Origin of the sequence: Archangium violaceum Cb vi76, assembly GCF_000733295.1 — a bacterium.
Taxonomy (GTDB): Bacteria; Myxococcota; Myxococcia; order Myxococcales; family Myxococcaceae; genus Archangium; species Archangium violaceum.
The window spans coordinates 1-24,682 of sequence record NZ_JPMI01000022.1; the positions used below are offsets into that span (position 1 = coordinate 1).

Consider the following 24,682-nt stretch of genomic DNA (forward strand, 5'->3'; position numbering starts at 1 on the left):
CCTGGTGCCTTGGCTGGGTGTGATGTGCCTATGGTTATGGCAATGAAAGGCTCTACCGCGAGGGAAGCGACTTGTTGCAATGGCTGCACGTGAGCAAATATCCCCCGAGCCTGTCCTATGCCGCGCTGGAACTGGGATTGATGGCGCTGCTGTTGGCGGTCTTCTGGTGGGTGCAGGAGCGCTGGGGAGAGGTGAAGGTTCTCGCGCCGTTGAATCGGACTGGGCGCGACATACGGGGCGGCGGTGGTGGTCCTGGGAGTGTTGTCCGTGGCCTGCGCGGGATACCGTCGCTACAAGGCGGCCCATCCCCAGGGGTGGACTCGCTACGTGTGAAGCCAGGCAGGGCTCACGAGCCCTCGAGCTCCATGCGGTAGCCCACGCCGCGCACCGTCTGGAGCGCGAAGCGTGAGGCGCTGTTCCACCCCAGCTTGCGTTTGAGGCTGGAGACGAAGTTGTCCACCGTGTGCGGGTCCACCACCACGTCCCGCCCCCACACCGCGTCGAGGATTTCATCCCGCCGCAGCGCGCGCTCCCGCTCGCGCACGAAGAAGGCCAGCAGGTCGAACTCGGTGCGCGTCAGCTCCACCGTCTTCCCCTCGGGCGTCTCCACCTTGCGCCGGTCCAGATCCATCCGGTAGCCCGCGAAGCGCAGCACCTGCACCGGCACGCCTCCGCCTCGCCGCACCAGCGCTCCCACCCGCGCCAGCAGCTCGCGCAGGCGGTAGGGCTTGCCCAGGTAGTCCTGCGCCCCCGCCTCGAAGCCTCGCACCACGTCGTCCTCGAGCGTCCGTGCCGTCAGCATCAGCACCGGTGTCGTCACCCCTTCCTGGCGCAGCGTCCGGCACAGCGTGTAACCGTCCCCATCCGGCAGCATCACGTCCAGCAGGATGAGTTGGAAGGTGCGCCGGGCCAGGTGCGCACGGGCCTCGGCCACCGTGGTGGCCTCCTCCACGCCGTAGCCCCCCTGGTTCTCCAGGTTGTCGCGCAGCGCGAGCCGCAGGTTGAGATCGTCCTCCACCAGCAGGATGGCGGGAGTCGTGGAATTCATTCAGCGCCGCTCCGGAAAGGTGAGCTCGAAAGTGGTTCCCTCGGGACTGGAGGCCGCCACGCGGATTTCTCCCCCGTGCAGCCGCAGGATGCGCCGGCACAGCGCCAGGCCCAGCCCGCTGCCGGCCACCTCCCTCCCCTGGCCGCGCAGCCGGTAGAACTCGCCGAAGATGCGCTCCCACTCGGCCTCGGGGATGCCCACGCCGTTGTCCGAGAAGCGCACCCGCCCATCCGAGAGCGCCTCCACACGCAGGCACACCGGGTCGCGCGTGTTGTAGGCACACGCGTTGCGCGCCAGGTTCGCCAGCAGCAGCCGCATCAACTGCGGGTCCGCGAACAGCTCTCGCTCTCCCACGTCGGCCGTCAGCTCCACCGGCACCCGCGCCCACGCCTCCAGGTCCCTCCGCAGCGTGGCCACCAGCTCGTCCAGCCGCACCACCGACAGGTGTGGCACCCAGCGGCCCTTGTCTATCCGGTTGAAGGACAGCAGGTTCTCCACCAGGAATCCCAGCCCGTCCGCCTCGTGGATGATGCGCGCGGGGTAGTCCTTCGTCTCGGCCCCCTGCGCCAGCCGCCACTCGAGTGTCTCGGCCAGCAGCCGGATGGAGGCCAGCGGCGTGCGCAGCTCGTGCGACACGGTGGCCACGAAGTCGCTCTTGAGCTCCAGGAAGCGGTACTTGCGGTGCTGCGCCAGGAAGGCGAGCCCGGCGATCGTCAACGCCAGCCCCGCGCACAGCACCACCATGCCCGTCTTCAACCGGTAGCGCTGCTCCAGCGCCGCTTCCTCCTGCTCCCATATCGGTGTTTCCACCCCCAGGGGCAGGTTCGCCAGCGGCAGCACCTCCTCCGTCCCGAGCAGCCGTACGTGTCCCTCGGGGCCCAGCAGCCCACGCTCGCGCATCTCCCGCGTGAGGGTGTCCAGCAGTGCCGCGGGAGCCACCGCCACGCCCCGGACATGCTCCTTGTCCTTCGGCTCCAGATACCAGCCGGAGCGCATCAGTACGGGGCCGGGAAGGGACTCGGGCAGGGGCAGGGGAGTGGTTGCCAGCTCCGCCGTGCGCGCCTCGAATTCGATCACCGGCGTCCCCGTCCGTCTGGACAGCTCCACCACGCGCTCGTGAAGGAAGTAGAAGTCGGCACGGGTGAAGCGCGAGCGCTTGAGGAGCAACAGCCGTTGCAGCCCCTCCATCCGGTGGCCCTGGTGGTCCTCCATCCCATGGTGCAGCAGCGACTGCATGAGGGGGCGCTCCGGGGCCGCTCGCTCCGCCAGGGTTTCCAGCACCACCAGGAAGCCGGGCACGTCCCGCGTCGAGGCCAGCACGTACCGGACGCGGTGTTGGAGGAAGGCCACGAGCGCGTCCGTCACGGCCCGCGCATCCCGTCGCTCGAGCGCCCGCTCCAGGTCGCGCATCAGCGCGAGCCGCTCCGTCCAGGGGTCCTCCGCGTCCTCGGGGGGCTCCTTGCCGGCGCGCAGCCGCATGTACCGGTCCCGGGCGGGGGAGTCCTCTCCCACGTCATGGAGGGCCAGCCGTGGCAGGAGTTGCTCCCCGCGCTCGCGCAGGTAGAGCCCTCCGGCGGGAGCGAGTGGGTCGGCCGCGGCGAGCTCCAGCGCGGGCCGGGCCTCCTCCAGCTTCTCCCTCAGCGTCTGGCTCAGGGAGGCGAGGGCGTACTGGTCGAGGGCCTCGCGCCGGGAGTGGAGCGAGGCCCGGGCATCCTCGCGCTCGGTGGCGAAGATGCGCTGGAGCTGCCACAGACCCCACCCGAGCCCGGCCAGGCCGAGCACGAGGGCGGAGAGGGTGGGCAGCAGCCTGCGGAACATGACTTCTCTCTACTTGATGACCGGCACGCGGTCGAAGTCCATGGACACCACCGGCGCGAGCTGCTCGAAGCGATCCGTGCGCCGGTCCAGCCCGTGCGCCTTGCGGATGAGCGCGCCCAGCTCCCTGACGTCCGGCCGGTCACGCAGGGGCTCGTCCAGCTCCTCCCACATCGAGACGAGCTGCGGCCAGGAGAGCGTGCGCACCCAGTACGAGCCGCGCAGCTTTTCCGCGAAGGCGGCCGCCACGTAGGACAGGCGCGTGGGCGGCGCGGTCTGGCCATAGGCGGGCCGGAGGATGCTGGCGGGCAGGTGCTTCTCCATCTCCCGCGAGTCGCCGCCTTCCGGCGCCTTGTACCGGATGCGCAGCGTGGCGAAGGACTCGGCGGGCTCGCGCAGCTTCACCTCGTAGATGGCGGTGACGCTGTGGCCCGCGCCCACCTCGCCCGCGTCCACCTGATCATTGGCGAACTGCTCCTTGGCGAGCACCCGGTTCTCGTAGCCCACCAGCCGGTAGCGGGCCACCGCCTCGCGGTCGAACTCGACCTGCAGCTTCACGTCCTTGGCCACCACCTGGAGCGTGCCGGTGAGGTTCTGCACGAAGATGCGCCGCGCCTCCTCCAACTGGTCCACGTACGAGTAGTTGCCCTCGCCCACCTGCGCGAGCCGCTCCATCAGCACGTCATTGTAGTTGCCCATGCCGAAGCCCACGGTGGTCAGGGTGATGCCCTTGGCGGCCTGCGCGCGCACCCGCTCCCAGATGCCGTCCGCGTCGGTGATGCCGTTGTTGGCCACGCCGTCCGAGCACAGGATGACGCGGTTGATGCCGCCCTTGAGCAAGTGCTCCGAGGCGATGGAGTAACCCAGCTCGATGCCGGCCTGGGCGTTGGTGGCGCCGTCGGAATAGAGCCCATCGATGGCGGCGAACAGCTTGTGCCTCTCCACGGCGCTGGTGGGCCCGAGCACCGGGCGCGCCGTCGAGCCGTAGACGGCGATGGACACCCGATCGCGCTCGTCGAGCTCATTCACCAACAGCCGCAGCGCCCGCTTCACCAGCCCGAGCCGGTTCTCGATGTTCATGGAGCCGGACACGTCGATGACGAAGACGAGGTGGGCGGGCTTGCGCTCCTCCCGGCTCACCTCGCGCGCCTTCAGCCCGATGTGCACCACGTGGTAGCCCTTGCGGCTGGGCGAGGGGAAGCCTTCCACATTCACGCTGAAGGGGGCCTCGGGATCGCTCCTGTAGCCGTAGTCGAAGCTGTTGACGAACTCCTCCACCCGCACCGCCTGCTCGTCGGGCAGAGCCCCCCGCTCCAGGTAGCCGCGCGTCAGCGCGTAGGAGGCGGTGTCCACGTCCACGGAGAAGGTGGAGAAGCGCTCCTCCTCGGTGTCGATGGTCGGATTCACCCCGTAGCTCTGGAAGTACATGTCCGAGAAGGGCTGCTGGGGCAGCGTCGCGGTGCGCTCGGGCGGCGAGGGCATCGGGGTGGGGCTGGAGGACGGGGGAGGCGGGGGCTGCGGCGGCGGGCCGGAGTTCTTCTTTCCTCCACTGAAGAAGTCGCTGATGCTCCTGCCGATGGCGCCGAAGTCAGGGGGGGCTCACTGCTACCGCCGCTCGTGATCACGATCGCCTCGGAGAAGCTCTCGGGCAGCAGCTCCACGTTCACGCGGATGGTGCGATCCAGGCGCAACTGGATGTCCGAACGCGAGAACGGCTTGTAGCTCTCCTTGTCGAACCGCAGGGTGTAGACGCCCGGTGGCAACTGGGGGATGCGGAAGTTGCCGTCGCCGTCCGTCACCACGATCTGCTCGCCCATGAGGTTGGGCGAGGTGGCGGTGACCACCACGTCCGGGACGGGCTTCTTCGTTTCGGCGGCGACGACGGTGCCGATGATGACGCTATCGGCGAGGGCCGGCGCGGAGAGCAGCAGGAGGACACAGCAGAGGGCACTTCTCAGGGCGTGCTTCATCGTCGGGGCCACCTCGGACAACGGGGAGACACGACCCATCATCCGGATGTGGCCCTCATGGTGCCTCATGCGGGGCTCCGCTCTTCATCATCGTTTCATCACGCACGCCCGGACGCGGAGCGGCGCGGCCCCGGTGTTCGTTCCTGGGACGGCCCTTTCCACAACCGGGCAGGCCCCTTTGGCGTCCCCCTTGCCCTCCGAGTGATTTCAAGGACTTGGGCGGGTGTCCGGCGCTGGCACGTCCTTCGCTCAAGGGCCCGGACGTGGACATTCCCAAGAAACCCAAGAACCGTCGCAAGCCCTGGCTCCTCATGGGCCTCGGAGTGCTCGTGCTCCTCGGCGTGACGGTGGGCCTGTCGCGGCTCCGGGCCGCCGCGCCCTCGGTGGAGCGTGGCACGGTGTGGCTCGACACGGTGAAGCGCGGGCCGATGGTCCGCCAGGTGAAGGGCACGGGCACACTGGTGCCCGAGCACATCCGCTGGCTCACCGCGGACACGGCGGGCCGCGTCGAGCGCATCCATGTCCGGCCCGGTACGCCCGTGGAGCCCGGCACGCTGCTGCTCGAGCTGTCCAACCCGGACGTCCAGCTCCAGGCCCTGGAGGCCGAGCGCCAGCTCGCCAGCGCGGAGGCCGAGCTCATCTCCCTGCGCACCGACCTGGAGACGCAGCGCATCTCCCAGGCGGCCACCATCGCCACGCTGGAGACCGAGGCCACCAACGCCGAGAGCCAGGCCCAGGCCACCGTGGCGCTGATGGACCGCTCCTTCGTGCCGAAGCTGGAGGTGCAGCAGGTGAAGGGCAAGGCGGGCGAGATGGTCACGCGCCTCAACCTGGAGCGCCAGCGCCTGGCGGTGATGCAGTCCAGCACGCGCGAGCGGCTCGCGGCGCAGCAGGGGCAGATCGAGCGGCTGAAGGCGGTGGCGCGTTTCCGCCGCGCGCAGGTGGAGTCCATGCAGGTGAAGGCGGGGGAGGGCGGGGTGCTGTCGGAGCTGCCGCTGGAGCTGGGGCAATGGGTGACGCCGGGCACCGTACTGGCCAAGGTGGTGAAGCCCGAGCGGTTGAAGGCGGAGCTGCGCATCGCGGAGACGCAGGCGCGGGACATCCAGGTGGGCCAGCGGGCGGAGGTGGACACGCGCAACGGCATCGTCGAGGGCACGGTGGCGCGCATCGCGCCGGCGGCGAGCCAGGGCACGGTGCGCGTGGAGGTGACGCTCACGGGCGAGCTGCCCCGGGGCGCGCGGCCGGATCTCACCGTGGAGGGCACGGTGGAGCTGGAGCGGCTGGGCGAGGTGCTGTCCGTGGGCCGGCCGGCGGGCGCTCAGCCCAACGCCACGGTGTCGCTCTTCCGGCTGGTGCCGGGCAGTGACGAGGCAGTGAGGGTTCCGGTGCAGCTCGGCCGGGGCTCGGTGAATTCCATCGAGGTCGTCCAGGGCCTCGGCGAGGGAGACCAGGTGGTGCTCTCGGACATGACCGCGTGGGACGCGGTGGAGCGGGTGAGGCTGCGATGACGACGATGACGGTGGTTCCGGCTCGGGCTCAGGAGATGGCTCCGATGGAGACCCCTTCGATGGCACAGCAGAAGGCCCTCCTGCAGCTCGAGGGGATCACGAAGGTCTTCGAGACGGAGGAGGTGGAGACGCACGCGCTCTCCGACGTCCACTTCGCGGTGCGGCCCGGCGAGTGGGTCTCCATCGTGGGGCCCTCGGGCTCGGGGAAGACGACGCTGCTGGCGCTGCTGGGCCTGCTCGACACGGCCTCCAAGGGCACGTACCTGCTGGATGGCCGCTCGGTGTTGGACCTGTCCCCGGCGGAGCGGGCGCTGGTGCGCAACCAGCACATCGGCTTCATCTTCCAGAGCTTCAACCTCATTGGCGATCTGTCCGTCTACGAGAACGTGGAGCTTCCGCTCACCTACCGGGGCATGCCGGCGGAGGAGCGCCGCCAGCGGGTGGAGCGGGCGCTGGAGCGGGTGGGCATGGGCCACCGGGCGCGGCACATGCCGGGGCAGCTCTCCGGCGGTCAGCAGCAGCGCGTGGCCGTGGCGCGCGCCGTGGCGGGAGATCCGCTCATCCTCCTGGCCGACGAGCCCACCGGCAACCTCGACTCCAAGAATGGCGAGCAGGTGATGCAGTTGCTCGCCGAGCTCCACAAGGGCGGCGCCACCCTCATCATGGTGACGCACGATCCGAACCAGGCGCGGCTCGGCACGCGCATGGTGAGCCTCTTCGACGGCCGCGTCGTCCAGGACGAGCGCCTCCGCTGAACCGCAGCGCCCCCGCAGTCCCTCCCCGGGAACCCCCATGGACACCTTCCTCCAGGATGCTCGCTTCGCGCTGCGCCTGCTCCGCAAGAGCCCGGCCTTCACGGTGGCCGCGGTGCTCACGCTGGCGCTCGGAATCGGCGCCAACACCGCCATCTTCAGCGTGGTGAATGGCGTGCTGCTGCGCCCGCTGCCGTACAAGGCACCCGAGCAGCTCGTCTTCATCCAGGAAGGCACGCCCAGCTTCCCGTCGATGAGCGTCAGCATCCCCAACTTCATGGACTGGCGGGCGGGCCAGAAGACCTTCACGGACCTGGCGGCCTTCCGGACCGGGGCCTTCGATCTCACCGGGGTGGACATCCCCGAGCGGCTCGGGACCCGGCTGGTGAGCGCCTCGCTGCTGCCGCTGCTGGGGGTGAATCCGGCGTTGGGGCGCAACTTTCTTCCCGAGGAGGACGTGCTCGGCGGGCCTCCGGTGGTGATGCTCTCCCATGGTTTCTGGGTGCGGCGCTTCGGCCAGGACCGGAACATCCTCGGGAGGAGCCTGACGCTCAATGGCGTGCCGCACACGGTGGTGGGCGTGCTGCCCGAGGGCTTCCAGTTCTACACGGCCCAGGACATCTGGGTGCCGCTGGCCCGGACGGAGAGCCGCTTCTTCGAGCAGCGCGGCAACCACCCGGGCATGTACGTGGTGGGCCGGCTCAAGCCCGGCATGACGCTGGAGCAGGCGAGGGCGGACCTCGAGGCCATCGGCCAGCGATTGCAGGAGGCCTACCCGGACTCCAACAGCAAGGTGTTGCCGCGGTTGTCGATGCTCCATGAGCGGCTCGTGAGGGACCTGCGTCCCAGCCTGCTGGCCCTCATGGCGGCGGTGGCCTTCGTGCTGCTGATCGCCGCCATCAACGTGGTCAACCTGTTGCTCGCCCGTGGCACGGCGCGCCAGCGAGAGCTGGTCATCCGCGCCTCGCTCGGTGCCGGACGTGGCCGGTTGATCCGCCAGATGCTGGTGGAGTCCGCGCTGCTGGCGCTGGTGGGCGGTGGGTTCGGGCTGGTGCTCGCGCTGTGGGGCGTGGATGTGCTCGCGGCCTCGCGGCCGGAGGGAATCCCCACCACCGCCACCTTCGCCGTGGACGGCAAGGTGCTGGGCTTCACGCTGGTGCTGTCGCTCGGGGTGGGGGTGCTGCTCGGCATCCTCCCGGCGCTCCGGGCCAGTCAGGTGTCGCTGGTGGAGACGCTCAAGGACACGGGCGCGGGGGCCGCTCGCTTCCGCGGGCGGGCGCGTGACGCCCTGGTGGTGGCGGAGGTGGCGCTGGCGCTCACGCTGCTGGTGGGAGCGGGGTTGCTCACGCGGACCTTCGTTCAGCTCAAGGGGTTGGATCTGGGCTTCAAGCCCGAGAACCTGCTGACCCTGCGCATGTCCGCGCCGGAGAGCCGCTTCCCGGGTGCGGAGTCGCTCCGCGCCTTCATCGAGCAGTCGCGCGAGCGGCTGGGGTCGATGCCCGGGGTGCGCGCGGCCACGTACTCCAACGGCATGCCGATCATCGGCTTCTCGGACACGAGCTTCCGGATCTCGGGCCGGCCGCCTCCCGAGAAGGGCGAGGCGCCGCAGTCGGTCATGTTCATCACCGCCCCCAACTACTTCGAGGCCATGGGCATCCCGCTGCTGGAGGGCCGGGGTTTCCTGCCCACGGATCGCGTGGGGAGCACGCCGGTGATCGTGGTGGACGAGGTGCTGGCGAAGCGCTTCTTCCCTGGCCAGAGCGCGCTGGGGCAGAAGATCAACACCCAGGGCGACCGGGATTTCGAGATCGTCGGGGTGGCGAGGCACCTGCTCGCCTACGGTCCCGGAGAGCCGGAGCCCGCGCCCTTCCAGTTCTATCTCCCCTTCCTGCAGGTGCCGGACGAGTTCGTGACGCAGGTGGGCCGCTCGCTGACGCTGGCCGTCCGGGGTGATGGCAACGCCGACGCACTGGTGCCTCGGGTGCGCGAGGAGTTCAAGGCGATGGACCCGGATCAGGCGCTGTCGGGGCTGGCCTCCATGGATTCGGTGGTGGAGAACTCCCTGGGAGATCGCCGGTTCGTGCTCGGGCTGGTGGGCCTGTTCGCGGTGCTGGCCCTGGTGCTCTCGACCATCGGCATCTACAGCGTCATGTCCTATACGGTGGCGCTGCGCACCCGGGAGATGGGCATCCGCATGGCGCTCGGGGCGCGCGAGATGGACGTGGTGCGCCTGGTGGTGGGCTACGGCGTGCGGCTGGCCCTGATGGGCGTCGTCATCGGTGCGGTAGCGGCGGGCATCCTCACGCGGCTGCTCGACAGTCTGGTGCAGGGCGTGGGGACGACGGATCCGCTGACCTTCGGTGGGACGGCGGTGGTGCTGGCGGGGGTGGCCGTGCTCGCGAGCTGGGTGCCCGCGCGGCGCGCGGTGAAGGTGGATCCCGCCCAGACGCTCCGCGCCGAGTGAATGGAACGAGCGAGCACCGGCTGAGCCCTCGCCCGCTCCCTCGCCGCCCCGCCCGGAGCGGAACCCCGGAGCGCGCCGCTCCACTCCGTTTTCCCTCCGAGCCACCGCTTCTGGCAGAGTCTCTTCCTCCAGGAATCCGCCGTGTCCGAGCCCGTCTCCGCCACCCCAGCCCCCGCCAGCGCGCCGCAGCCGCGCATCCTCATCGCCGACGACCAGGCCGACGTGCTGGAGGCGTTGCGCTTCCTGCTCAAGCGCGACGGGTACGCCATCCACACCGCCCAGTCCCCGGCCGGTGTCCTGGCCACGCTGGAGTCGGAGGACATGGACGTGCTGCTGATGGATCTCAACTACGCGCGGGACACCACGTCCGGCCGCGAGGGGGTGGATCTGCTCGCGCGCGTACGCCAGTTGGACTCGTCGCTGCCGGTGGTGGTGATGACGGCGTGGGGCAGCGTGGAGGGCGCGGTGGAGGCCATGCGTGGCGGGGCGCGCGACTACGTGCAGAAGCCGTGGGACAACACGCGGCTGCTGGCCACGCTGCGCACCCAGCTCGAGCTGGGCCGGGCGTTGCGCCGCTCGCGCCGGTTGGAGGAGGAGAACACCCACCTGCGCAAGGGCGGGGAGCGTCCGGCCTTCGTCGGGGAGTCGCGGGCGATGCAGCCCATCCGCCGCATGGTGGAGCGGGTGGCGCCCTCGGGGGCCAACGTCCTCATCACCGGTGAGCACGGCACGGGCAAGGAAGTGGTGGCGCGGTGGATCCACTCGGCCTCGGGCCGTCCCGAGCGTCCCTTCGTCGCCGTCAACTCCGGAGGCCTGTCCGAGGGCATCTTCGAGAGCGAGCTGTTCGGCCACGTGAAGGGGGCCTTCACGGACGCGAAGACGGACCGCATCGGCTGCTTCGAGCTGGCGGACGGTGGGACGCTCTTCCTGGATGAAATCGGCAACATGCCCCTCACGCAGCAGGCCAGGCTGTTGCGCGTATTGCAGACGGGCGAGTTGCACCCGGTGGGCTCCTCGAAGGTGCGCCGGGTGTCGGTGCGCGTCGTCTCCGCGACGAACGTGGACCTGTCCAAGGCGGTGGCCGAGGGCCGCTTCCGCGAGGACCTGCTCTACCGCCTCAACACGGTGGAGGTGCACCTGCCTCCGCTCCGGGAGCGGCGCGAGGACATCGCCCTGCTGGCGGCGCACTTCCTCAACATCCATGGCCAGCGTTACGGGCGCTCGGGCCTGAAGCTGTCGCCGTCCGCGCTGGATGCGTTGATGGCCTACCCGTGGCCCGGCAACGTGCGCGAGTTGGAGCACGCGGTGGAGCGCGCGCTGCTCATGGCCGCCACGGACGAGGTGACGGCGGAGGACTTCCTCCTGCGGCGGGGCGGTGGGGGCCGCGAGGGCCAGGCCCGGCTGGAGGAGATGACGCTGGAGGAGGTGGAGCGCTACCTCATCGAGCGCTCCCTGGGCCGGCACGAGGGCAATGTCAGTGACGCGGCGAAGGCGCTCGGCCTGTCGCGCAGCGCGCTCTACCGCCGCATGCAGTACTACGGCATCAAGGGCGCCCGGTGAGCCGGCGCAAGCCGCTCGCGCACGACTTCCACATCTTCCTGCTGGCGTTGCTGGCGGGGTTGCCGGGCTCCGCCACCGCGCTCGTGCTCCTGTGGGGGGGAGACGCGAGCACGAAGGTGTGCTGGACGCTCACTGTTTTCGTGGTGGGCGTGCACCTGGGCGCGGCGTTCTCCATCCGCGAGCGCGTCACCCGGCCGCTGCAAACGGTGGCCAATCTGCTCGCGGCCCTGCGTGAAGGGGATTACTCGGTGCGCGGGCGTGGCGCCCGAGGGGGAGATCCCCTGGGCGAGGTGTACCTGGAGACCAACACCCTGGCCGAGACACTGCGCGAGCAGCGGCTGGGCGCCATGGAGGCGGACGTGCTCCTCACCCAGGTGATGCAGGAGATCGACGTCGCCGTGCTGACCTTCGATGCCGAGGGCACGCTGAAGCTCGTCAATCGCGCCGGGGAGCGGCTGCTCGGCCTGCCTCGCGCGCGGTTGATGAACCAGAAGGCGGAGGGGCTCGGGCTCGCGGAGCTGCTGGAGGGCCCGGTGCCGCGGCGCCTCGCCCGCACCTTCGCGGTGGAGGGCGGGCCGTACGAGCTGCGCCGGGGGACGTTCCGGCAGGGTGGACTGCCCCACCAGTTGGTGGTGCTCGCGGATCTGCGGCTGGCGCTGCGCGAGGAGGAGCGCGAGGCGTGGCGGCGATTGGTCCGGGTGCTGAGCCATGAGATCAACAACTCGCTGGCGCCCATCCACTCCATCTCGGACTCGTTGAAGGAGTCGCTGTCACAAGTGCCACGGGCGGCGGACTGGGAGGAGGACGCGAGGATGGGCCTGGGCATCATCGCGCGGCGCAGCGAGGCGCTGGGGCGCTTCATGTCCGCCCATGCCCGGCTGGCGCGCCTGCCGCCGCCGAGGCTCTCGCCGCTGGAGGTGGACCCCTGGGTGCGGCGGGTGGCGGCGCTGGAGACGCGGCTGCCGGTGGAGGTCCGTCCGGGGCCCATGCTCGCGGTGAGCGCGGACGGCGATCAGCTGGAGCAGTTGCTCATCAACCTGGTGCGCAACGCGGTGGACGCGGCGCGCGAGCGCCAGGGCAGGGTGTGGGTGTCGTGGACGGCCCCTTCGGCGGACGCGGTGGAGGTCTGGGTGGAGGACGAGGGCCCGGGCCTGGCGGACACGGCCAACCTCTTCGTGCCCTTCTTCACGACGAAGCCGGAGGGCAGTGGCATCGGCCTGGCGCTCAGCCGGCAGATCGCCGAGGCGCATGGGGGCAGTCTGCGCCTGGAGAACCGGACGGAGGGCCCCGGGTGCCGCGCGCGGCTGCGGCTGCCGTTGAACGCGGCCGGGTTGCGGCGTTGAGCTTCAGTTCTGAGGGCTTCAGTGCTGAGGGCTTCAGTGCCGCGGGCTTCAGCGCTGCGCGGCGGGCAGGCGGATGGTGAAGGTGCTGCCCTGGCCCGGCTGGCTCTGCACGTCGATGCGGCCCTTGTGCTTCGCGATGATGCCGTAGCTGACGGACAGTCCCAGGCCCGTGCCCTGGCCGCGCGGCTTGGTGGTGAAGAAGGGCGTGAAGAGCTTGGAGATCGTCTCCTGGGTCATCCCCTTGCCGGTGTCGGCGATCTCCACCACCACCTCGCTGCCCTCCTGGCGGGTGCGGATGCGGATCTCCCCCCGCGTTTCGATGGCATGGGCCGCGTTCTGGAGCAGGTTGGTGAACACCTGGCCGATCTGCGTGGCGTGGCAGCTCACGGGCGGCAGCGGACCGAAGTCGCGCTTCACCTCGCATTTGTACTTGAGCTCGTTCCAGACGATCTTCAGCGCGGACGCCATCTCCGTGTTCACATCCACCAGCTGGGGCTCGCCCGTGTCCTCGCGCGCGAACGAGCGCAGGCTCTGGGCGATCTCCTTGATGCGCCGGGTGCCCGCCAGCGACTCCTCGATGAGCTCCGGCATGTCGCTGAGCAGGTAGTCCACCTCCTCCTGCTTCCACAGATCGGCCATGCGCTCGAGCAGCTCCGCGCTGGCCCCGCCCGGGTTGGACACCAGCTCGCGCTGCAGCTGCAGCAGGGTCGAGAGCGAGGAGACGTACTGGTCGAGCGTCCCCAGGTTGCTCATCACGTAGCTGACGGGGTTGTTGATCTCATGCGCGACGCCCGCGGCCATCTGTCCCAGCGAGGCCATCTTCTCGGCCTGGATGAGCTGGGCCTGCTGCTCCTCCAGCTCGATGGTGGCCTTGAGCAGCTTCTCGCTGCGGTTGCGCACCAGCTCCTCGAGGCTGTCGCGGTGGCGCCGCAGCTCCTCCTCCTGCTGGAGCAGGCGCGCCTCGGACAGCTTGTGCTCGGTGATGTTGCGGATGATGGACACGGCCTCGTCGGGGCCGCTGCGGCGGATGCGGGCCTCGAAGTACTCGCGCCCTTCCGGCATCTCCAACGCGTAGTCGAACACCTCCAGGGTGCCTTCCCGGATGGCGCGCCCCAGGTGCATGAACATCTTGTCGAGCAGCGGCTTGGGGAACGGCGCCTGGCGCATGTTGCTGCCGATGAGGGTGTCGGCGGAGACGGCCAGGTCCTCGGGCCTGGGGGCGTGGTAGTCCACGTAGGTGCCGTCCGCTCTCTGGCGCAGGACGATGTCCGGCAGGGTGCGGATCAGCGAGCGCAGGCGCTCCTCGGTGAGCTTCTGCGTGGTGATGTCCACGTTGGTGCCCACCATGCGCAGCGGGCGGCCCTGCTCGTCACGTGTCACCACCCGGGCCCGGGTCAGCACCCAGCTCCACCCGCCATCCTTGCGTCGCATGCGCTGCTCGCGCTCGACGAGGGGAATGGCGCCCCGGATGTGCTCCTGGACGAGCTGCTCGCTCCCGGCCGTGTCCTCGGGATGGCACAGGCTCATCCACGAGTCCCGGGTGTGCTCCAGCTCGCCCTCGTCGTAGCCCAGCATGCCCACCCAGGCCCGGTTCGCGAACACCCGGCCCGTGGTCATGTCCAGGTCCCACAGGCCGTCCTGCACGCTGTCCATCATCAGCCGCAGGCGCTCGGCCAGCAGCCGCACGCGCTCCGCGCTGGCCTCCTGTGTCTGGCGCAGCTCCTGCTCGGCGCGCCGCCGCCACCGCTCGTTGCGCCCGCCGGCGATCAGGTCCCCGCAGGCGGTGAGGAAGGGCTGGAGGAAGTCGATGAGTCCGGCGTCGTAGCCGCCCGGGCGTTGGGTGAGCGCCACCAGCCCCACCCGCTCTCCTCCGGACTCCAGGGGCAGCCCGAGGAAGGTGTACCGCGCACCGGGATCTCCTCCCCGCACGGGCGCGCCCGAGGTGAAGACGGCTTCCACGACCGCGCGCGGCGTGCCCGGCTCCCGCGCCGGTGCGTCCCGCGTGACGGCGAGCTCCCACGTGGTGCCGTCCTCCTCCCGGGGAACGCTGGCGAGGAGCTGGAGCGAGGGCGGGGTTCCCGGGCAGACGAGCACCTCACCGATGACGCCGGACGTGCTGCCCGTCAGCTCCAACACCCCCGCGAGCAGCCGGTGGAGGATGTCCCGGGGCTCTCCCCCCCGGATGAAGTCCGCCTGGGCCGCGGAGATGGCCCGCAGCAGGGCGTTGCTGGCTCGCAGCTTCTCCTCGGCGGAACTCTCGCCACCGATGCTCACACCGGAGGTGTCCCGGGGGACCGGAGCCGGGCCTTGGGGGTGGGAAGCCATGGAGGAGGACCTTGGGAGAGTGCGGCGACTGCGTCCGGGGACGGAAATCTACCTGATATCTCCTGAAGTGACACGCCTCCGCTCCCGCGACGGCAGGTGTCAGCCGAAGAACACCATCAGCAGATGGGCCAGCGAGGCGAGCACGACCGCGGCGGCCGTCGTGCACAGCGCGGTGAGCAGGACCGGATGCTTGTCCACCGAGCGGAGGACCTCGTGGAGCCCGCGCTTCATCAGCGTGCGCTGGCACTGCACGTGGATGCGGCCATCCATGACGCCCTGCAACTCCAGCATCATCTCGTCGGCGGACTGGAAGCGCTTCTCCGGCGCCTTCGAGAAGCCCTTGTGGAGGAACCAGAGGAGCTCGGACGGCACCGGCGGCTGGTGCGGGCTGGTGTTCTGGGTGAAGAGCGAGGGCGCCGTCTTCTGGACGGCCTCGAGCACCTCGGCCAGCGACTCCCGGCCCTCCAGGTAGTGGTTCAGGGAGAGCAGCTCGTGGAAGAGCACGGTGAGGCTGTAGGTGTCGCTGCGCTCGTCCACGGCGTCGTGCTGTCCCCGGGCCTGCTCGGGGGACATGTAGAAGGGCGTGCCCACCACCGCGCCCATCTGCGTCTGGAGCGAGGCGGCATCACGCAGGCTGGCGGGCGCGCTGCCCGCCGACGCGGCACCGGCCTCGCCCGCCGGGGTGCGCACGCGCCGGGCCAGGCCCCAGTCCATCACGGTGATCTCGCCATAGGGCCCCACCATGATGTTGGCGGGCTTGAGGTCGCGGTGGATGAAGCCCTTGCGGTGCGCGTACGCCACCGCGTTGAGCACGCCGATGAAGAGCTGCACGCGGACGGGGAAGCTGAAGCGCGCGTGCGTGGCGCGATCTCCCTGGCGCAGCTTGTGGATGATGGCCTCGAGCGTGTCGCCCTGCAGGTGCTTCATCACGAAGTAGTAGCGGCCCTGCTGGTCGATACCGACGTCGTGCACCGGGACGATGTTGGGGTGGTCCAACTGCCCGATGGTGCGGATCTCCTCCACGAAGCGCAGCAGGCGATCCACGTCGTTCGTGTCCGTCAGGCGCTTGAGGGCCACCATCCGCTCGATGTCATGGTCCTTGAGCAGCACCACCTCGCCCATGCCGCCCTGGCCCAGCCGGTGCAACTCCTCGAAGCGCTCCCGCTCGAAGGGGACCACATTGGGCTTGTCTCCGGCCCACTCCACCCGGGGGAGCACCGTGCTGCGCCGCGCGGCGGCCGTCGCGGCGGCACTCGGGGTCACGGCCACCGAAGCGGGGGCATTCCCGGGCTGGGAGCCCGGGGAGATGTAGGTGGCATCCAGGCTGGCGTTCGGGACGTATCGGAGCGTGTCCGTCATGGGGTTCCCTGAATAACAGAACCTCCGCCGTCTCGCCCGGCTGCCTGCTCCCTTTGTCTTGTCGTGGGTTTGCCTACACCAGCGGGACGGAGTCCTCGCTCAATACGCCGAAAACGTCAGGGAGCGGCCCGCCTCGAAGCGGGGCTCTCGCTGAAGCTGCTCCAACACGCCGGAGGTGCAGTGGAGTGTCACCAGGGGAATGCTCCCTGGAGCACTGACCCATTTCACCGAGTCCATCAACGCATGGGTCTGGAGGTAGCTCAGCACGGTGTCGCGAAATTGCTCACCCATTGCGCACGCCGCGGCGTGGGCGGCCGAGCGGTCCCGTTGGGGCGCGGGACGGTACTCGGCGGCGGGCTCTTCCCGGGGCATGACGATGGTCTCAATCCACATGGAGTGCCTCCACTCTCAGGCGCCGAGAAAAGCGGTCATTAGATTATCGCAAGTGAGTCGTTTCGGGTTGCGTCATTTCTACTTTTCTAACGGAGCCGGGTTTTTGTCGAGCGATGACCAGATGCGCGAGGCCTGGGGAGAGTCCGCCTTGCCATTCACGACGGCGAGCACCCGGCCCCGGGCATCGAGGGCGATGACGTAGGGCTCCTGGCTGGAGCCGAGTCCGAGCGTGCCGGCCAGGGTGCCATCGCGATCCAGCAGGGTGTCATCCCAGAAGGGCCTGGGCACCTGGGCCTGCACGCGGCGGCGCACGGTGCCCGTGCCCACGAAGAAGGGCAGGTGGAGGGAGATGATGGACTCGCGCTGGACGCTGTCGGGGGCGTGCTGATCGGCGGCCTCGAACCACCGCCGCATCTCCTCGCCGGCGTCCTTGTCGGTGATGGCGACGAGCAGCGTGGGTTGGCCCATGTACTCCTGGCTCGAGTGCTCCTGGCCCAGGAGATCCTTCCCCGAGAAGCCGGGCAGGGGCTGACCCACACCGGGTCCGTCCGCCGCCCCCGCGGGAAGCGCCAGGGCGCAGGCGGTGAGCGCCACCGTCCACCAGACTCCGGCTCCTCGAAGCTCCGGCATGCACTCCTCCTCGTGGGAGATGGATGCGGCGCCTCTTGAAATGTGACGGCCGGGTTCCGGGAGCCCGGTGGCCGGCCCCCTGGACGGGCGGGCGGAGCGGGCGCCTGCTCAGATGTCCTTGGCGACGGGGAGCCGGACGGTGAAGGTGCTGCCCTGGCCGAACTGGCTCTTCACCTCGATGCGGCCCTTGTGGCTCGTGACGATGCCCTCGCTGATGGACAGGCCCAGCCCCGCGCCCTTGCCGGGCGGCTTGGTGGTGAAGAAGGGGCTGAAGATCTTCGAGAGCACCTCCGGCCTCATCCCATGTCCGGTGTCGGAGATGCGCACGAGCACCTCGTCCGCCTCGTGCAGGGTGGTGACGTGGATGGTGCCGCGCTCGGGAATCGCCTGGACGGCGTTGAGCAGCAGGTGGGTGAACACCTGGTTGAGCTGGGCGGGGCGGCCGAGGATGGGCGGTACCTGGGCGTAGTCGCACTTCACCTCGCACCGGTACTTGAGCTGGTTCCACACCACCTTGAGCGTGGTGGCCAGCTCCTTGTTCACGTCCACCAGCTCCGGCTGCTTGGAATCCTCCCGGACGAAGGCCTTGAGGCTCTGCACGATGTCCGCCACGCGGTGGGCGCCCTCGCGCGAGTCGTTGAGCAGATCGTTCACGTCACCCAGGAGGTAGTCGAGGTCCTCCTGCTCCTGGAGGGTGCGGATGCGCTGGAGCAGCTCGGCCTGGGGTCCCCGCAGCTCCCCCAGCCCGTCCGCCAGCTCGCGGTGGAGCTCGAGCAGCCGCGTGAAGACGGAGAGGTACTGGGTGAGGGTGGCCAGGTTGCTGGTGATGTAGCCCAGGGGATTGTTGATCTCATGGGCGATGCCGGCCACGAGCTGTCCCAGCGAGGCCATGCGCTCGGAGTGGAGCAGCTGGGCCTGCCGCTCCTCGAGCGCCACGGTGGTGTGGAGCAGCGACTCGGTGCGGCTCTGCACCAGATCCTCCAGGTGCTCCCGGTGGCGCTGGAGCTCTTCCTCTCGCTGGCGCAGCAGCTCCTCGGTGTGCAACCGCTGCCGCTGGCCGCGCCACCCCAGGATGATGCTGCAACAGGTGGCGACGAAGGGCTGGAGGAACTCGATGAGCTCGGGGCCGTAGCCGCCGGGGCGGTTGGCGATGCCCACCATGCCCACCAGCTCGTCGCCGGATTTGAGGGGCAAACCGAGGAAGGCGTCGAGGGGCGGGTGGCCGGCGGGGAGTCCGCCCGCGTGGGGGTTCGTCGCGGCCTCGTTGGCGACCAGGGGCTCCCCGGTGGTGAGCACCCGGCCGAAGAGCGTCTCGAGGTTGCGGAACTCCATGCCCTGCGAGGTGCTGCGCTCGTAGAGCGCCTTCAGCTCGTCCGTCCAGGCGATGTTGGTGAGGGCGAGGTGGCGCAGGTAGGGGGCGCCCTGCTCATCCCGGAGCACCTCGCCGATGAAGCCGTACTCACTCTCCGTCAGCTCCAGCAGCACGGCCAGCAGCTTGTCGAAGAGGAGGTGGGCATCGCTGCCCCCGATGAACTCGAGCTGGGCCGCGGTGAGGGCCTGGAGCAGGGTGTTGCTGGCATGGAGCGCCCGCTCGGCCACGAGCGCACGCGAGCGGGTGCGGCCCTGAGCTGAGTCCGGGCGCCGGCCCGGTGCGGCTTTGCTCATCGTTTCACCATGCTAACCCGCCTGGGGGAGCGGACCGGCCCCATCATCGATCCACCCGGTTTGATGTCCAAGCTCGCACGCTGGGAGTGCCAGGGGGCCTACACCCGGTGCTGTTTCCAACGTCCGCGCCGGAACACCCAGACGCCCAACAGGGCGAAGACGGAGAAGGCGGCGGCGATGGCGGCGAAGGCACCGGTGGGGCCCATCCCGAGGGGCCGGGACAGCAGCCAGGCGAGGGGAAGCTCGATGCCCCAGAAGCACAGGAGGTTGAGGAGCATGGGGGTGGTGGTATCCCCCGCGCCATTGAGCGCCTGGGTGAGCACCATGCCGTACGCGTAGAAGAGGAAGCCGGCGCTCACCACGCGCAGGCAGCGCACGGCGACGGCGGCCACCGGGGGATCCCGGGTGAAGGTGGCGATCAGCGGCTCGGCGAAGAGGATGAAGCCGAGCCCCACCAGGCCGAGGAACACCATGTTGTAGAAGCCCGCGCGCCAGACGGCCTGCTCGGCGCGCTCGGGCTGGCGGGCGCCCAGGTTCTGCCCCACCAGCGTGGCCGCGGCGTTGCTCATCCCCCACGAGGGCAGGAGGGCGAACACGATGATGCGCATGCCGATGGTGTAGCCAGCCACCGCGGCGCTGCCGGCGGACGCCACGATGCGCACCAGCACCGTCCAGCTCGCGGTGCCCAGCAGTGTCTGGAAGGTGGCGCTGCCCGACAGCCGCAGCATGGCGAGCAGGGTGGCCGGCTCGAAGCGCAGGTGCTCGCGGCGGATGACCACGCGGTGGGTGCCCTGGAAGAGGCGGTAGAACTGGTAGCAGACGCCCGCCCCGCGTCCGATCGTGGTGGCCGTGGCCGCGCCCACCACGCCCAGCTCGGGGAAGGGCCCGAGGCCGAGCACCAGGCAAGGGCACAGGAGGATGTTGAGCGCGTTGGCGAGCCCCAGCACGCGCATGGACACGGCGGCATCCCCCACGCCGCGGAAGATGGCGTTGATGAGGAAGAGCAGGAGGATGATGACGTTGCCGCCCAGGAGGATCTGCGTGTAGCGGAACCCGTGCTCCACCACCCAGGGCGAGCCACCCAGCAGCGAGAGCAGGGGCTGGGCGAACACCACGCCAGCCACGGCGATGGGCAGGGAGACGAGGACGCCCAGGATGATGGTCTGCACGGCCACGCGCGCCGCCGCGTCCGGATCCTTCTCCCCGGTGCGCCGGGCGATCATCGCCGTGGCGCCGATGCTCAACCCCATGCCCAGCGCGTAGAGCAGCGCGAGGATGGACTCGGTGAGGCCCACGGTGGCGATGGCCTCCGCGCCCAGGCGGGACACGAAGAAGACGTCCACGATGGCGAAGACGGACTCCATCAACATCTCGAGGACCATGGGGACGGCCAACAGGAGGATGGCCCGTCCCACGGGGGCCTCGGTGAAGTCCTGCTCGGTGCCCCGGACGGCTTCCTTCAGGGAAGCCCAGAGGCTCGGGGCAGGACCTTCGTGCGCGCTCATGGGGCCCTCACATAGCCCGAAGCGCTCAGGAATCCATCAAGGGAAAGAAGTGCCCGATGGGGCCATTGCCCCGGCCGAGCGCCAGGGGGTGCTGGAGGGCCCGGGTGACGTACTGCTTGGCCTGCCGGGTGGCCTCGAGCAGCCCGAGCCCCAGGGCCAGGTTGGCGGCGATGGCCGCGGACAGCGTGCACCCGGTGCCGTGGGTGTTGGGCGTCTCCAACGAGACCAGGCGCAGCACCTCCATGTGCTCGCCGTCGAACCAGACGTCGGTGCCGCACAGGGCGCCCGGCATGGCGCCGCCCTTGACGAGCACCGCCTTCGCCCCCTGCCGGTGGATGCGGCGCGCGGCCTCTCGCATGTCCTCCAGGGTGTGGAGCTCCAGGCCCGCGAGCAGCTGGGCCTCGTGCCGGTTGGGGGTGACGAGGGTGGCCAGGGGGATGAGCAGCTCGCGCAGGGCGGCCACTGCCTCGTTGTCGATGAGGCGGGAGCCCGCGCGCGAGACCATGACGGGGTCCACGACGAGCGGGGTGATGCCGTGCGCCCGGACGCGCTCGGCGACGGTGGAGATGATGGCGCTGTTGACGAGCATGCCCGTCTTGGCGGCGCCAATGCCGATGTCCGAGGCCACGGCGTCGATCTGGGCCGCGACGGACTCGGGGGGCATGACGTCCACCCGGGTGACGCCGAGGGTGTTCTGGGCCGTCAGCGCGGTGATGGCGCTGGTGCCGTGGACGCGGTGGAACGAAAAGGTGCGCAGGTCCGCCTGGATGCCCGCGCCCCCACCACTGTCCGAGCCCGCGATCGTGAGCGCGGTCGCTACCTTCCTGGGGTGTTCCATGGGGGGAACATAATTTCGAGGGGGGCCCCGTCTCCACGCAACTCTGGAGCGGCTTCGGCGATAATTGAATTCGGACCCGCCACCCGTACGGGCGGTGTTCCCCCTGGAGACTCCATGTCCACCATCAATGGCCTCACCGGTCCCCGCCTGCCCACCCCGACGACGGCCACGTCCACGGCGGGAGGGGCCTCGAGCACGAGCTTCCTGTCGCGCGTGCAGGCGAGCACCAGCGGTGGCGTGGCCCTCCGTCCGGCGAATGCCCCCGCCGTCTCCGGCCGGGACATCGTCTCCCAGACGGTCTCCGCCGCCCGTCAGGAGTCGGCCGCCAGCTCCACCCAGGCCGCGGGCACGCCCGCCGTGTCCCCCGAGGAGCAGGCCATCCGGGAGATGTCGCGCATGTCCCTGATGAACAACGTGCAGTCCATCTTCCAGGGCTTCGGCAAGATGCCCAAGCCCGACCAGGACTGAGCGCGCCGCCTCAGAACTTGGGGATGCGCAGCGTCTTGCTGATCATCGCGCTGCCGCTGGCGAAGTAGAGCAGCACGATGGGATGGAATTGGAAGGGGCCCACGTCCCACACGCCGAAGGGGAGCGAGTCCCCGGTGCGGCCCTTCCAGTAGAAGAAGGCGAGCACCATCACCAGGGCCAGGCTGGTGGGGATGGGAGTGCCCTCGAAGTACTTCACCTTGCCCGTGCCGTCCGAGAGGGTGGCGGCGGTGACGTTGAAGCGCGCCAGGCGGCTGATGCCGCAGCCCACGAAGTAGAGCAACACCACCACGTCCAGCGTGCCGCGCAGCCCCATGGCGAAGGCCAGCGCCGCGGGCGCCATGCCAAAGGAGATGACGTCCGAGAGCGAGTCCAGGTCCGCTCCCAGCGGCGAGGACTGGAAGCGCCAGCGCGCGATGCGGCCGTCCAGGGCGTCGAGGATGAAGGCCAGGGGCAGCAGTCCGAAGGCCAGCCACATCCAATGGGGAAGCCCGGTGGCCAGGTACTGCATCTGCGCCAGGATGGAGCCCGAGCCCGAGAAGGCATTGCCCAGCGTGACGAAGTCCGCCGGCGTGAAGGTGCGAATCATCGAGAAGTGGCGCGGCTCACGTTTCTGCGGCGACTCCGTCGGCATGCGTTCCCTCCGCGGCCCCGGGGGGCGTGGAACCCGAGGCTTACCCCATCTTGCGGGCTGCGCCGCTTTCTTTGCGGGGGTGAGGCGCCTTCCGTCCGGCGTTCATCGCCCGGGGGGCCAGTCCACCCGGTGCTGGGGCTCGTACCCCAGCCCCTGGCGGGCCTGGGTGCCGTCCAGCACGGCGGCGAAATGGAAGCGGCCCCGGTTGATGCGGTAGGAGAACTGGGTCCCCTGGAGCCAGCGCCGGGCCTCGTAGATGGGGGCCAGCAGCGGTCCCGGCACCGGCACCTCCAGCCGCCCCGACAGGCGGATGCAGGTGGAGAGGGGCAGGGTGTCCGCGCCGGGGATGTTGAAGAGGCCCTGGAGTCCCCCGGCGTACACGGCCAGCCGCAGCGCCTCCGTGGCGTCCTCCCGTGTCAGCACGTTGAGCATGGGATCGAACCCCGCCGAGCGCAGGCACACCGGCGCGCTCAGGTAGTCGTGCAATTGCGAGCCCTCGTTGGGGGCCAGCACCTCCGCGCAGCGCAGCACGGTGAGCTCCAGTCCGGACATCATCCCCATCCGCGAGCACGCGAGCAGGTCCGCCTCCACGCGATCGCGCACCCATTGGGGCGCGTCGGCGGACAGGTCCACCGGGTGGTCCTCGGTGATGAGGGAGGGCAGGCCCCGCTCCACGCGGTACACCTCCGCGTGCGAGCGGAACACCAGGCGCCGCAGGGTGGGGTGCCGCTCCGACAGGGACAGCAGCCAGCGGAGCGACTCCACGTTCTGCACGTGCACCCGGTCCCCGAAGTCGTTGGCCCGGTGCAGGGCCAGGTGCACCATCACGTCCACTCCGAGGTCGCGCGCCGTGCCGAAGAGCAGATCATGCACCGGGCGCGCACGGGTGAGGTCCACCCGGTGGTACGACAGCCGCGGGTCCTCCGGGAGTCCTGCCCGCTCGAGAGGCTCCAGGCCCACGGCCATCACCGCGCGCAGGGCCCGGTCCTCCAGCAGACGCCGGCACAGCCGTGCTCCCACCGGCGTGCTCGCGCCGAGCACCAGGACGCCCCGGGGGCTTCGCCACTCCGGGCGCTCGTTCACCGGAACACCCCCTTGCGCAGCCGCAGTCCCTTGTCCACCAGGGCCTGGACCGCGTGCCGTACGCGCTCGGAGGCGCGGTGCACTACTTCCGGATCGTCCGCGTCCTCGGGGCGCAGCCCCTCGTGGAGACACAGGGGCTCGCCGTAGTGGATGTGGTAGCGCACCGGCAGTGGCAGGGGCGTGAGGGGAATGGGGACGTAGGGCAGGCTGGACATCCGCACCGGCAGTCGAGCCACCTGCGGCATCTGCTCCTCCGCGCCCACGATGCCCACCGGCACCACGGGTGCCTGATGACGGATGGCCAATTCCGCATGGCCCACGCGGAATTCCCGGAGCCGGTAGCGCTCGCGGAAGGGTTTGACGATGCCGGGTACGCCCTCGGGGAAGATGAGCAGCAACTCGCCTGCCTCGAGCAGCGCACGGACGTTGCCCGCCGAACCTCCCACCACGCCGGAGCGTGCGTACATCGTGCTCACGTAGGGCAGGGAGGGGACGAAATAGTCGGCCACCGCCCGGGGGAGCCGCCGGCACTGGAGGATGACGTCCGTCCAGACCATCATCGCATCGAAGGGCAGCGTGCCCGCGTGGTTGCCCACGAGCAGGGCGGGGCCCTGGCGGGGGACGTGCTCCGTGCCGTGGGACTGGACGCGGAACCAGTACCGGTGCAGCCGCTCCAGGAGGGACAGGGAGAGCGCCGCGTGCAGGGGCTCGTACCCGAAGACGTCATAGCCGTGGCCCGCGTCCCGGAAGGGGATGGAGCGCAGGTGCTCCAGGGGCTCGGCCCACAGCGCGGAGGCGACCCGCCGTCTGGCCCGCCCCAGCAGGGACTGCAGCATCGCGAGCCCCACGCTCATGGTGTTCCTCCTCGGGTGCACTGCTTGCGGGGCCGGTGCGGCGGTGCGCAAGAATTGCATCCGCCGCGTGCCGCCCCTTCGCTACGCCTGCCCGCCCGGCCGGTGGTGGCGGATCGACTCGCGGAAGCCGCGGAACTTCTCCACCAGATCCTCCATGGCCCGCTGCGACACGTCCGTCACCTCCTCGGCGAGCTTCTCCGCGTCGCGCACCACGGGCTCCAGCTCCTTCCACTTGTCCCGGGCCTCCATGCCGGCCAGGTGGATGTCCACGCGGATCTCATCGCGCAGCGTCTTCAGCCGCCCGAGGTTCTCCTTCATCCAATCGCGCATCTGCCGCTCGTTCATGACGCCTTCCCTCCATCGCGGTTCCATTCCAAAGGAGAGCAAGGCTCGTGCCGGTTCGCGCTCGGTCGTGGGTCGCTGGGTTCCGCCCGGAAGTGGACACGCGCG

The 24,682-nt window shown here is 70.0% G+C and carries 21 protein-coding genes; 6 read left to right on the forward strand and 15 right to left on the reverse strand.

The genetic code is table 11. The features are described 5' to 3' along the window. Nucleotides 1-346: 346 nt before the first annotated feature. From Q664_RS03850 to Q664_RS63165, 4 genes are read right to left on the reverse strand one after another with little or no spacing between them, the layout of a single operon-like run. The gene (locus Q664_RS03850; protein WP_043389913.1) at nucleotides 347-1,048 is read right to left on the reverse strand and encodes a response regulator transcription factor; all 702 of its coding nucleotides are present in this window, start codon (nucleotides 1,046-1,048) and stop codon (nucleotides 347-349) included. Beyond that, the gene (locus Q664_RS03855; protein WP_043389915.1) at nucleotides 1,049-2,866 is read right to left on the reverse strand and encodes a sensor histidine kinase; all 1,818 of its coding nucleotides are present in this window, start codon (nucleotides 2,864-2,866) and stop codon (nucleotides 1,049-1,051) included. It abuts the gene before it with no gap. A gap of 9 nt (nucleotides 2,867-2,875) precedes the next feature. Continuing rightward, the gene (locus Q664_RS03860; protein WP_084609506.1) at nucleotides 2,876-4,345 is read right to left on the reverse strand and encodes a vWA domain-containing protein; all 1,470 of its coding nucleotides are present in this window, start codon (nucleotides 4,343-4,345) and stop codon (nucleotides 2,876-2,878) included. Continuing rightward, nucleotides 4,267-4,902 carry a carboxypeptidase-like regulatory domain-containing protein gene (locus Q664_RS63165; RefSeq protein ID WP_481954992.1) on the reverse strand — a complete coding sequence of 212 codons (636 nt, stop codon included), beginning with the start codon at nucleotides 4,900-4,902 and terminating at the stop codon, nucleotides 4,267-4,269. Before Q664_RS63165 ends, Q664_RS03860 begins: the two co-directional genes overlap by 79 nt. Nucleotides 4,903-5,096: 194 nt before the next feature. Here Q664_RS63165 and Q664_RS03865 point away from each other — a divergent pair, with 194 nt between their 5' ends. The 5 genes from Q664_RS03865 (at nucleotide 5,097) to Q664_RS03885 (ending at nucleotide 12,460) form a co-directional block, all read left to right on the forward strand. Then, nucleotides 5,097-6,341 (forward strand): HlyD family secretion protein, encoded by a 1,245-nt coding sequence (locus Q664_RS03865; protein ID WP_043389962.1) that lies wholly within the window; start codon nucleotides 5,097-5,099, stop codon nucleotides 6,339-6,341. A 59-nt stretch (nucleotides 6,342-6,400) separates the two neighbouring features. Beyond that, nucleotides 6,401-7,096, forward strand: a complete 696-nt coding sequence (locus Q664_RS03870; RefSeq protein WP_233166323.1) for an ABC transporter ATP-binding protein — start codon at nucleotides 6,401-6,403, stop codon at nucleotides 7,094-7,096. Between the two features lie 37 nt (nucleotides 7,097-7,133). Continuing rightward, nucleotides 7,134-9,557: an ABC transporter permease gene (locus tag Q664_RS03875; RefSeq protein ID WP_043389916.1), complete on the forward strand. Its 2,424-nt coding sequence runs from the start codon at nucleotides 7,134-7,136 to the stop codon at nucleotides 9,555-9,557. 141 nt (nucleotides 9,558-9,698) lie between these two features. Then, nucleotides 9,699-11,117 (forward strand): sigma-54-dependent transcriptional regulator, encoded by a 1,419-nt coding sequence (locus tag Q664_RS03880; RefSeq protein WP_043389917.1) that lies wholly within the window; start codon nucleotides 9,699-9,701, stop codon nucleotides 11,115-11,117. After that, entirely contained in the window at nucleotides 11,114-12,460 is a 1,347-nt protein-coding gene (locus tag Q664_RS03885; protein WP_043389918.1) for a sensor histidine kinase, read from the forward strand. Before Q664_RS03880 ends, Q664_RS03885 begins: the two co-directional genes overlap by 4 nt. A 48-nt stretch (nucleotides 12,461-12,508) precedes the next feature. Here the strand turns inward: Q664_RS03885 and Q664_RS03890 are convergent, their stop codons facing one another. The 7 genes from Q664_RS03890 to thiD form a co-directional block, all read right to left on the reverse strand. Continuing rightward, on the reverse strand, nucleotides 12,509-14,734 hold the full coding sequence (locus Q664_RS03890) for an ATP-binding protein (RefSeq protein ID WP_052517640.1): 2,226 nt from the start codon (nucleotides 14,732-14,734) through the stop codon (nucleotides 12,509-12,511). Between the two features lie 150 nt (nucleotides 14,735-14,884). Continuing rightward, on the reverse strand, nucleotides 14,885-16,144 hold the full coding sequence (locus Q664_RS03895) for a serine/threonine-protein kinase (protein ID WP_043389919.1): 1,260 nt from the start codon (nucleotides 16,142-16,144) through the stop codon (nucleotides 14,885-14,887). A 99-nt stretch (nucleotides 16,145-16,243) separates the two neighbouring features. Further along, nucleotides 16,244-16,537 carry a hypothetical protein gene (locus tag Q664_RS03900; RefSeq protein WP_043389920.1) on the reverse strand — a complete coding sequence of 98 codons (294 nt, stop codon included), beginning with the start codon at nucleotides 16,535-16,537 and terminating at the stop codon, nucleotides 16,244-16,246. Nucleotides 16,538-16,615: 78 nt separating this feature from the next. Beyond that, a complete protein-coding gene (locus Q664_RS03905) occupies nucleotides 16,616-17,167 on the reverse strand; it encodes a thioredoxin domain-containing protein (protein ID WP_043389921.1) in 552 nt (183 codons plus the stop codon). 108 nt (nucleotides 17,168-17,275) lie between these two features. Further along, entirely contained in the window at nucleotides 17,276-18,832 is a 1,557-nt protein-coding gene (locus Q664_RS51540) for an ATP-binding protein (protein WP_052517641.1), read from the reverse strand. A gap of 98 nt (nucleotides 18,833-18,930) precedes the next feature. Next, the gene (locus Q664_RS03915; protein WP_043389923.1) at nucleotides 18,931-20,337 is read right to left on the reverse strand and encodes an MATE family efflux transporter; all 1,407 of its coding nucleotides are present in this window, start codon (nucleotides 20,335-20,337) and stop codon (nucleotides 18,931-18,933) included. Nucleotides 20,338-20,362: 25 nt separating this feature from the next. Next, nucleotides 20,363-21,175 (reverse strand): bifunctional hydroxymethylpyrimidine kinase/phosphomethylpyrimidine kinase, encoded by an 813-nt coding sequence (thiD, locus tag Q664_RS03920; RefSeq protein WP_043389925.1) that lies wholly within the window; start codon nucleotides 21,173-21,175, stop codon nucleotides 20,363-20,365. Nucleotides 21,176-21,289: 114 nt separating this feature from the next. On the opposite strand from thiD, the gene Q664_RS57285 reads away from it, so the two are divergent. Next, nucleotides 21,290-21,643, forward strand: a complete 354-nt coding sequence (locus Q664_RS57285) for a hypothetical protein (RefSeq protein WP_043389926.1) — start codon at nucleotides 21,290-21,292, stop codon at nucleotides 21,641-21,643. Nucleotides 21,644-21,653: 10 nt separating this feature from the next. On the opposite strand, the gene Q664_RS03930 is transcribed toward Q664_RS57285, so the two are convergent. From Q664_RS03930 to Q664_RS03945, 4 genes are all read right to left on the reverse strand, one after another. Continuing rightward, the gene (locus Q664_RS03930; RefSeq protein ID WP_043389927.1) at nucleotides 21,654-22,295 is read right to left on the reverse strand and encodes a CDP-alcohol phosphatidyltransferase family protein; all 642 of its coding nucleotides are present in this window, start codon (nucleotides 22,293-22,295) and stop codon (nucleotides 21,654-21,656) included. 102 nt (nucleotides 22,296-22,397) lie between these two features. Further along, nucleotides 22,398-23,378, reverse strand: coding sequence for an NAD-dependent epimerase/dehydratase family protein (locus Q664_RS03935; protein ID WP_043389928.1), 981 nt, complete (start codon nucleotides 23,376-23,378; stop codon nucleotides 22,398-22,400). After that, on the reverse strand, nucleotides 23,375-24,232 hold the full coding sequence (locus tag Q664_RS03940) for a lysophospholipid acyltransferase family protein (RefSeq protein ID WP_052517642.1): 858 nt from the start codon (nucleotides 24,230-24,232) through the stop codon (nucleotides 23,375-23,377). Before Q664_RS03940 ends, Q664_RS03935 begins: the two co-directional genes overlap by 4 nt. An 81-nt stretch (nucleotides 24,233-24,313) precedes the next feature. Then, complete coding sequence (locus tag Q664_RS03945; protein ID WP_043389929.1) at nucleotides 24,314-24,577, reverse strand: VHS/ENTH/ANTH domain-containing protein; 264 nt, start codon at nucleotides 24,575-24,577, stop codon at nucleotides 24,314-24,316. Nucleotides 24,578-24,682: the final 105 nt, after the last annotated feature.

Excerpts from the sequence above, each read along its gene's own strand:
- Q664_RS03850 (WP_043389913.1), bottom strand. The coding sequence starts at position 1,048 with ATGAATTCCACGACTCCCGCCATCCTGCTGGTGGAGGACGATCTCAAC.
- Q664_RS03855 (WP_043389915.1), bottom strand. The coding sequence starts at position 2,866 with ATGTTCCGCAGGCTGCTGCCCACCCTCTCCGCCCTCGTGCTCGGCCTG.
- Q664_RS03860 (WP_084609506.1), bottom strand. The coding sequence starts at position 4,345 with ATGCCCTCGCCGCCCGAGCGCACCGCGACGCTGCCCCAGCAGCCCTTC.
- Q664_RS63165 (WP_481954992.1), bottom strand. The coding sequence starts at position 4,902 with ATGAGGCACCATGAGGGCCACATCCGGATGATGGGTCGTGTCTCCCCG.
- Q664_RS03870 (WP_233166323.1), top strand. The coding sequence starts at position 6,401 with ATGGCACAGCAGAAGGCCCTCCTGCAGCTCGAGGGGATCACGAAGGTC.
- Q664_RS03875 (WP_043389916.1), top strand. The coding sequence starts at position 7,134 with ATGGACACCTTCCTCCAGGATGCTCGCTTCGCGCTGCGCCTGCTCCGC.
- Q664_RS03895 (WP_043389919.1), bottom strand. The coding sequence starts at position 16,144 with ATGACGGACACGCTCCGATACGTCCCGAACGCCAGCCTGGATGCCACC.
- Q664_RS03900 (WP_043389920.1), bottom strand. The coding sequence starts at position 16,537 with ATGTGGATTGAGACCATCGTCATGCCCCGGGAAGAGCCCGCCGCCGAG.
- Q664_RS03905 (WP_043389921.1), bottom strand. The coding sequence starts at position 17,167 with ATGCCGGAGCTTCGAGGAGCCGGAGTCTGGTGGACGGTGGCGCTCACC.
- Q664_RS51540 (WP_052517641.1), bottom strand. The coding sequence starts at position 18,832 with ATGAGCAAAGCCGCACCGGGCCGGCGCCCGGACTCAGCTCAGGGCCGC.
- Q664_RS03915 (WP_043389923.1), bottom strand. The coding sequence starts at position 20,337 with ATGAGCGCGCACGAAGGTCCTGCCCCGAGCCTCTGGGCTTCCCTGAAG.
- thiD (WP_043389925.1), bottom strand. The coding sequence starts at position 21,175 with ATGGAACACCCCAGGAAGGTAGCGACCGCGCTCACGATCGCGGGCTCG.
- Q664_RS57285 (WP_043389926.1), top strand. The coding sequence starts at position 21,290 with ATGTCCACCATCAATGGCCTCACCGGTCCCCGCCTGCCCACCCCGACG.
- Q664_RS03930 (WP_043389927.1), bottom strand. The coding sequence starts at position 22,295 with ATGCCGACGGAGTCGCCGCAGAAACGTGAGCCGCGCCACTTCTCGATG.
- Q664_RS03940 (WP_052517642.1), bottom strand. The coding sequence starts at position 24,232 with ATGAGCGTGGGGCTCGCGATGCTGCAGTCCCTGCTGGGGCGGGCCAGA.
- Q664_RS03945 (WP_043389929.1), bottom strand. The coding sequence starts at position 24,577 with ATGAACGAGCGGCAGATGCGCGATTGGATGAAGGAGAACCTCGGGCGG.